The organism is Paenibacillus wynnii (assembly GCF_030812855.1).
Taxonomy (GTDB): Bacteria; Bacillota; Bacilli; order Paenibacillales; family Paenibacillaceae; genus Paenibacillus_AQ; species Paenibacillus_AQ wynnii_A.
The window spans coordinates 191,439-199,862 of sequence record NZ_JAUSTK010000009.1; the positions used below are offsets into that span (position 1 = coordinate 191,439).

Annotated in this window: 7 protein-coding genes; 6 read left to right on the forward strand and 1 reads right to left on the reverse strand. The window is 46.5% G+C overall.

Annotated features, from left to right (window positions below):
- The first annotated feature begins 29 nt into the window (after positions 1-29).
- The 5 genes from J2T20_RS11895 (at position 30) to J2T20_RS11915 (ending at position 6,851) form a co-directional block, all read left to right on the forward strand.
- A complete protein-coding gene (locus J2T20_RS11895) occupies positions 30-944 on the forward strand; it encodes a carbohydrate ABC transporter permease (protein WP_307588561.1) in 915 nt (304 codons plus the stop codon).
- Positions 944-2,482, forward strand: a complete 1,539-nt coding sequence (locus tag J2T20_RS11900; protein WP_307588538.1) for a glycoside hydrolase family 43 protein — start codon at positions 944-946, stop codon at positions 2,480-2,482. Before J2T20_RS11895 ends, J2T20_RS11900 begins: the two co-directional genes overlap by 1 nt.
- Positions 2,483-2,506: 24 nt before the next feature.
- Complete coding sequence (locus J2T20_RS11905; RefSeq protein ID WP_307588540.1) at positions 2,507-3,499, forward strand: endo-1,4-beta-xylanase; 993 nt, start codon at positions 2,507-2,509, stop codon at positions 3,497-3,499.
- A 91-nt stretch (positions 3,500-3,590) separates the two neighbouring features.
- Entirely contained in the window at positions 3,591-5,681 is a 2,091-nt protein-coding gene (locus J2T20_RS11910) for an alpha-glucuronidase family glycosyl hydrolase (RefSeq protein ID WP_307588542.1), read from the forward strand.
- 30 nt (positions 5,682-5,711) lie between these two features.
- The gene (locus tag J2T20_RS11915) at positions 5,712-6,851 is read left to right on the forward strand and encodes a glycosyl hydrolase family 8 (protein WP_307588544.1); all 1,140 of its coding nucleotides are present in this window, start codon (positions 5,712-5,714) and stop codon (positions 6,849-6,851) included.
- 52 nt (positions 6,852-6,903) lie between these two features.
- Here the strand turns inward: J2T20_RS11915 and J2T20_RS11920 are convergent, their stop codons facing one another.
- Positions 6,904-7,413: a GNAT family N-acetyltransferase gene (locus tag J2T20_RS11920; protein ID WP_307588546.1), complete on the reverse strand. Its 510-nt coding sequence runs from the start codon at positions 7,411-7,413 to the stop codon at positions 6,904-6,906.
- A gap of 102 nt (positions 7,414-7,515) precedes the next feature.
- Between J2T20_RS11920 and J2T20_RS11925 the strand changes: the two genes are divergently transcribed.
- On the forward strand, positions 7,516-8,208 hold the full coding sequence (locus tag J2T20_RS11925) for a copper homeostasis protein CutC (RefSeq protein WP_307588548.1): 693 nt from the start codon (positions 7,516-7,518) through the stop codon (positions 8,206-8,208).
- Positions 8,209-8,424: the final 216 nt, after the last annotated feature.

Below are 8,424 nucleotides of genomic sequence, written 5' to 3' on the forward strand. Positions count from 1 at the left end.
TTAGCCCTCAGAAAACTGCAGGCATTGTAATGAAGAAACGAATAGGATCAAATGGCATCGAGCCTGTTCTGTTTAATACATTTAACACGATTTTCATGATCATTCTGGTAACGGTAACGTTATATCCATTTCTTAATACAATTGCTGTCTCGTTAAATGCGGGGAACGATACGATTCGCGGCGGGATTTACTTGTGGCCGCGGCAATGGACGATGCAGAATTATAAGGCGGTTTTTGCTTCAGGAACGATTTATGATGCATTTTGGATTTCGGTAGCGCGGACAGTTATCTCTACGCTGTTAAACATTTTTCTGACTACAATGCTTGCCTACACCTTAAGTCGAAAAGAATATGTGTTCCGCAAGTCGATCACGGTTATATTTGTGCTCACGATGTATTTCAGTGCAGGCTTAATCCCAGGATATTTCCTGATTAAACAGTTGCATTTGCTAAACACCTTTTGGGTATATGTTATACCGTCTATGCTTAGTGCCTTTAACATGATTGTAATAAGAACCTATATTGGGACACTTCCTGAAAGCCTCATAGAATCAGCAAAAATTGATGGCGCAGGAGACTTCAAAATTTTCATGAGAATTATTTTCCCTTTATGTAAGCCGGTGCTGGCAACGATCGCTCTTTTTGTTGCTGTCGGGGCATGGAATTCTTGGTTTGATGCCTTCCTGTATACGTCTTCAAAACAAGAGCTGAGTACTTTGCAGTATGAACTGATGAAGCTGCTCTCCTCGACCATGAACTCCAATAGTAACCCGAATGTTGCAGCAGGAATAGGGATGAAGGAGAATTCTGCACTGTCGCTGGTGACTCCAATATCGATCCGGGCTGCGGTGACGATTGTTGCATCCGTTCCGATTTTATGTGTCTATCCGTTCTTGCAGAAATATTTTGTAGTGGGCTTAAATGTGGGGAGTGTTAAGGAGTAATGATGAGTTTATCTTCAATTACTTACTCGAATCCGATTCTTCCCGGATTCTATCCCGACCCGAGTATTACGCGGGCAGGGGATGACTACTATTTGGTTTGCAGCTCCTTCGAGTATTTTCCGGGTGTACCTATATTTCATAGCCGCGATTTGATTCACTGGACACAAATAGGTCATGTGCTGAACCGAATGAGTCAGTTGGATACACGAAGCAGTAAAAGCTCCGATGGGATATATGCACCAACCATCCGCTATCATAACGGAACCTTCTATATGATAACAACAGACGTATGGGGGATAGGGAACTTTTACGTAACCGCAACGGATCCTTCAGGTCCTTGGTCTGATCCAGTGATTATTCCCTATGGGGGAATTGATCCTTCCCTTATGTTTGATGAGGACGGCAAAGTCTATGTCACCGCGCAGCAGGGAGCGGATTACGACTCCCATGTTATTCAATATGAGATTGATATTGATACGGGCAAGGCTTTGACGGAGCCAGTTGTAATCTGGACCGGTGATGGCGGACCTTGGACGGAAGGACCACACTTGTACAAAATCAATGGAATGTACTATATCATGACTGCTTCAGGAGGGACGGCCAAAGAACATCGTGAAATTATAGGACGGAGTTCGCAGCCCTATGGACCCTTTGATAGATTACCGCATCCTATTCTAACCCATAGTGAAATGGAAAGTCCTATTCAGTACTTAGGGCATGCTGACTTGATTGAAGACCGCAACGGAGATTGGTGGGCTGTGTTTCTTGGTGTTCGACTTGTTGATTCGACCTACACCGTGCTTGGGAGAGAGACCTTTCTTGCCCCTGTAATCTGGAACGAAGAAGGCTGGCCCTTGATTGATAACAACGAAGGGACGGTCAAGCTTGCAATGAGCGTTCCACGGGTTCCGGGAGCCTCCCCTCAACCAAACCTTTACGGAAAAGATAACTTTGACGATGAGGGCTTGCCTTTTGCATGGACATTTCTTCGGAATCCGGCTCAGGGGAGCTGGTCTCTAACTGAACGGCCGGGTTGGCTAACCCTTCGGGGACAAGCGGGGAATCTGAATGAAGCGGGTCAGGTTTCGTTCGTAGGCAGAAGACAGCAGCATACTCGGGCTGAATGGAGTACTTTGCTGGAATTCATAAACCCTGCATCGGGTGACGAGGCTGGATTATGTGCCAGATTGGATGAGAATGCGCATTATGAAATTACTCTGGGCCAACAAGAGGGTCAAAAAGTTATTTCTGCGATTTTGACTGTTGGAGGGAAAACGGAAGTCGTAGCTGAAGTTCCAACTACAGCAGAGCGCGTATATCTGAAGATTAAGGCCGAACTTACAGATTATTCATTGTTGTATTCCTTGGATGGTCAAGAATGGGTCGAGTTGGCTGCCGGAGCGTCTTATTCCTTATCCCCTCAAGGCGTTGAAGGAAATGGTTTCACAGGTGTTGTCATCGGGTTGTATGCAACAGGTAATGGAACGATTTCTTCGGAGCTAGCCTGCTTTGATTGGTTTGATTATCATATCTTGTAAGTTTCTTTAGGAGGTCCTTAATACATGAGAGAACCGGCACTTAAATCTATATTTACTAAGGATTTTAAGATTGGAGCGGCAGTAAATCCTCTGACTATACAATCACAGGAGCAACTGCTGGCCTATCACTTCAATAGTATTACAGCTGAGAATGAAATGAAGTTCGGAAGCCTGCATCCTGGGGAAGATGTTTACGCCTTTAGTGATGCAGATCGGCTAGTGGCTTTTGCCCGAAAGTATAACATGGCTATGCGCGGACATACACTGCTCTGGCACAATCAGACAAGTAATTGGCTGTTTCAGGACAGGAATGGGGGAACTGCAAGCAAAGAACTCCTGCTTGACCGGTTAAAGTTTCATATTCATACAGTGGTGGGACGCTACAAGGAGGATATTTATGCCTGGGATGTAGTGAACGAGGCTATTGCTGATGATGGAGATGAGCTTCTCCGTCCGTCCAAGTGGCTTGAGATAGCCGGAACTGACTTCATCGCTAAAGCATTTGAGTATGCCCATGAAGCAGATCCGAAGGCGCTGCTGTTCTACAACGACTATAATGAATCCGCCCCCAACAAAAGGGATAAAATTCACACGCTTGTAAAGTCGCTGCTTGAACAGGGAGTACCCATCCACGGCGTTGGCTTGCAGGCGCATTGGAATCTATATGATCCAACCCTGGATGACATTCGTGCAGCTATCGAGAAATATGCTTCGTTGGGACTTCAACTGCAGCTTACTGAGCTGGATGTGTCCATGTTCCGCTTCGAAGATCGAAGAACAGATCTTTCAGCGCCAGGTGCCGATCTCCTTGAGCTGCAGGCAACACGTTATGAAGCTTTATTTCGATTATTGAAGGAATATCGTGACGTAATCAGCTCGGTTACTTTTTGGGGAGCAGCTGACGATTATACGTGGCTGGATGATTTCCCTGTCCGTGGTCGGAAAAATTGGCCTTTCTTGTTCGATGAGCAACACCGGCCAAAGCCTGCCTTTGATCGGATCGCTAATCTGCTGTGAAGTAGATGTAACTTCATGCATCCATATGCTAGACTTCCTTGCCGGTACCTGGTACCGGCATTTCCTATTAAATTAAAGGGGATCGGTAAATATGGTGAGTAAAAACGGGGCGGTTAAGGAATATGCGGACAGTCCTTTGTATAAAGCCTGGCTGCAATATGCCCCAGTAGATAACCTGATCATACGGAATAATTATGGTCGGCTTCTTAGTCAAATAGTTGTAGACGCAGAGTTGACAGGTGTTGTGGCAACAGCGGTTGAGGAACTTCTGCGTGGTGCCCGTTCTATGTTGGATGTGGAACCTGCAATAATGACCGAAATTCCTAAGGGCTCCTATCTCCATATCCAAATAGCTAAGGAAAATGCTGAGAGTGGACGTAAGGAAGGGCCGCGCTGGAAGCTGGAACGAGATGCTTTTACCTTAAGGCAGATCCAGGCGCTCGAGGGCAATCGGCTTGAATTGATCGGGGGCTCAGCAACGGGGGTGCTATACGGTGTATTTCATTTATTACGCCTAATCTCTTTAGAATTAAGCCCCGAGGGTCTGGAGGTAGAGGAATATCCATCTAACCCGCTTCGCATGATGAATCAATGGGATAACGCCGATGCTACGATAGAACGCGGTTATGCTGGGAATTCCATTTTCTATGAAGGTGGGCGAATCGTAAAGGATGTAAGTAGGGTCAGAGATTATGCCCGACTATTGTCCTCTGTAGGGATTAACGGGATATCCATTAATAATGTCAATGTTCACGATATTGAGACTTCATTCATAACAGAGCCATTTTTGCCGGATGTTGCTCGTCTTGCTGACCTCTTCAGAGCCTATGGGATCACACTTTTTCTAAGCATTAACTTTGCGGCACCGATTACAATTGGTGGTCTGGATACCGCCGACCCGTTGGATGATAAGGTTCACGTTTGGTGGGAGAATACAGTGAGTCGGATATATGATTATATTCCTGATTTCGGCGGCTTTCTGGTTAAGGCAGATTCGGAGCACCGTCCAGGACCCTTTGCGTATGGTCGGGATCACGCAGACGGAGCCAATATGCTGGCAGACGCCTTGGAGAGGCATGGAGGTCTAGTCATTTGGCGCTGCTTCGTCTATAACTGTATGCAGGATTGGCGAGATCGTTCCACGGATCGGGCTCGGGCAGCCTATGAACATTTTAAACCGCTGGATGGCAGGTTCCGCGACAATGTTATTTTGCAGATAAAGAATGGACCTATGGATTTTCAGGTGCGCGAACCTGTTTCTCCGCTGTTTGGAGCCATGAAGGAAACCAATCAGATCATTGAATTTCAAATTACGCAGGAATATACCGGACAGCAGCATCATCTTTGCTATCTGATCCCGCAGTGGAAGCGGGCCCTTGATTTTGATACACATGCGGCTGGTGCCGGCAGTAAAGTGAAAAAGATTGTGGAAGGCTCACTATTCGAAATGAAATACAGCGGCATAGCAGCCATCTCGAATATCGGTGACGATGAGAATTGGACAGGACATCCCTTGGCGCAGGCTAACCTGTACGGCTACGGACGTCTGACGTGGAATTCCGATTTAACCTCTGAAGAAATTGCGGAGGAGTGGACGCGGATGACCTTTGGAAATGATAAAACAGTTGTGAGTACAGTCCTTCAAATGTTAATGGATTCGTGGCCTATATATGAAAATTACACAGCGCCACTTGGTGTAGGCTGGATGGTAACCCCTCACTATCATTATGGCCCAGATGTAGATGGGTATGAATATTCCCGGTGGGGCACTTATCATTTTGCGGACCGGAACGGTATGGGCGTCGACCGTACTACGGCGACTGGTACGGGTTACGCTGCTCAGTACTTTCCACCCCAATCTGAAATTTACGAGTCATTGGAACGATGTCCGGATGAACTGCTGTTGTTCTTTCACCATGTCCCGTACAATCACCGCCTGCAATCCGGAAAAACGGTCATTCAGCATATTTATGATACCCATTTTCTCGGAGCGGAACAGGCAGACCGTTTACAACAGAAATGGGAGGCCCTATTAGGTAAAGTCGATACCGGCCGTTACCAGCAGGTTGCAGACCGGCTGGCTGAACAGGCTGAACACGCCAAATACTGGCGAGATGTTATTAATACTTATTTTTATCGTAAATCCGGTATTACGGATGAACAAGGCAGAACGATCTATTAAAGGATCATCCATAAGAGAGGCTGGTAACGAATGACGGAAAATAAAGGTGCTTTTCATACCGGAGAATATCGGAATGTACTGGAGGAATACGGATACGACCCTGTACAAATTCAGGAACGTTTGGCTGATACTTGGCGGGTGTTGTTTGAAGGCGACGAAGAAACACGGATATACCATGATCAAGGGGAAGAGCTGGGCTACATGCTGGATACGGGCAACCTTGATGTACGAAGTGAAGGCATGTCTTACGGAATGATGATGGCCGTTCAACTGGGTCATAAAGAGGTGTTCGACAGGCTATGGCGATGGACTAAACGTTATATGTATATGGAAACCGGTGAAAATTCGGGATATTTTGCCTGGTCCTGCAATCCGGACGGATCGCGTCTGTCAAACGGACCCGCACCGGATGGTGAGGAATTTTTTGCGATGGCCCTGTTGTTCGCTTCTCACCGTTGGGGAGATGGCGAAGCCCCTTTAAATTACGCTACACAAGCTCGTGATCTACTCCGTACTTGTATTCATAAAGGGGAAGACGGAATTGGCTATCCGATGTGGAATCCGCAGAACAAGCTGATCAAATTCGTACCTAACTGTGAATATTCGGATCCCTCTTATCATTTACCACATTTCTATGAACTGTTCGCGCTTTGGGCCTATCCTGAGGATCGCCAGTTCTGGAAGGAGGCTGCTGAAGCTAGCCGGGATTATTTGAGAATGGCCTGTCATCCTGTGACGGGATTAGCACCGGAGTACGCTTTTTATGACGGGACCCCCAATAACGAGAGAGGTTATGGGCATTTCTATAGTGATTCTTATCGGGTAGCTGCGAATATTGGGTTGGATTGGGAATGGTTTCGTGAAGATCATTGGGCATGTGAGGAAGCCAACAGGATACAAGCGTTTTTTGCAGACAAACAGCCCGATGATTACAGAAGATACGCGATAGACGGTGAGGCTTTTGAAGAGAAATCTCTGCATCCTGTGGGACTTTTATCCACTAATGCTGCGGCTTCTCTGGCGGCTACGGGAGATAATGCCCGGAAATGCGTCGAGCTATTCTGGAATACACCGCTTCGAACCGGAGTAAGAAGATACTATGATAACTGTCTTTATTTATTTGCGCTGCTGGCGTTGAGTGGTAATTATAAAATTTGGACCCCTGAATAAGGGGGACTTGAGGAAAAGGGAGCCTTCGGGCTCCCTTTTTTAGGTGATAAGGCTATAGCTTCTTATAATAGAAAACAGTCGCATGAAGTTCACCGTTCGCAGACCGCGCATAATAGGGAATTCGGCCCCCTTCAATATATCCCAGGGATTGATATAGAATATTGGAAGGATCGCCTTCCCGGGTATCGAGCACAATAAGTTCTCTTGCTTCAGACACCGCAGCAGCCTCAGCTGTGACCATAAGCAGACCAGCAATCCCCTTTCTGCGATGTTCAGGATGTACCATTAGCTTGGCAATTTCAGCACGATGTCTGGCGTTCGCTTTGGATGCCAGATGTAACTGTACCGTACCCACGATCATATCTTTCTCTTTGGCTATCCAGAGCATAGTTCCGGGTTGGATTACGTTCTGCCAATACTGATGAGCCTCTTCAAGATCCAGTGGGGGCAAGAAGCCGATTGATGCGCCATCCTCCACGACACTAATCAGTAAATGGCTTAAGCTCTGCTCCAGTTCGGCATCTAGCGATTCTACTAAAGTCAGTGTAATATTAGTGTTCACTAAGAATCTATCCTTTCGCAGCTCATTTATTTTGCATATATTTATTATATAGATGTGAATAGTGTTTACAATATTCTTTAGATGAGGGAGGCGAACAAGTGGATGCTTTTAGAAATTATTGCTACAACCGTAAGGGACGCAGTCCTAGCTGAAAAAGGGGGCGCAGATCGGATTGAGCTCATCACAGCGTTTAGTGAAGGGGGTTTGACACCGAGTCTGGCGCTAGTAGAGAAAGTTCGGGAATCGGTAACCATACCGGTAAGAGTGATGATTCGACCGCATGCTCGGTCTTTCCAATATGACGAAGAGGATATCGAGGTGATGCGGCGTGATATCACCCATATAGGCTCTGTTGGTGGGCTAGGGATTGTTATAGGTATGCTTCGGCAGGACGGGACTGTAGATGAGGAGAATTTAAAGACTCTCTTGCATGCCGCAGATGGAATGGACGTTACCTTCCATCGTGCGTTTGATGAAGTCCTGAACCAAACAGAGGCGCTGAAAGTATTGTCTCGATATCCAGAGATCACCGATATCCTTACCTCTGGAGGTGCTGAAACTGCACCGGCAGGGGCAGACCAGCTGGCGAAGCTGAATAGCCTGACCGCTAAACAATCGCTGGCGATTCTGGCGGGGGCAGGTCTCACAGAACACAATCTCGGAGCCTTCCTTCAACAATCAGGTGTAAGGAGAGTGCATTTCGGTTCAGCTGTAAGAGTAGACGCTGATCCGTTAATGCCTATAGATATGGATCGGCTCAAGGCCATCCGAGCTATTTTGAATTCAAGCAAGTGAATGTGAGCGGCTAAAAAGTGCCCTACTAATAGGAATGGAGTTTTCATTGGCCTCCAAAAGATGCCTGATTTTTTCTATATATATCTTGAACTGAAAAAAATAACATCAGAGGAGAGTAACGAAGCATTCCTGTTGGTGTTAAGAAATGACGTTTGCCAAAAGAAAGAGCGCCTCTGTAAGATAGAATCATGTCACGGCCAGTGACTAACAAAATTC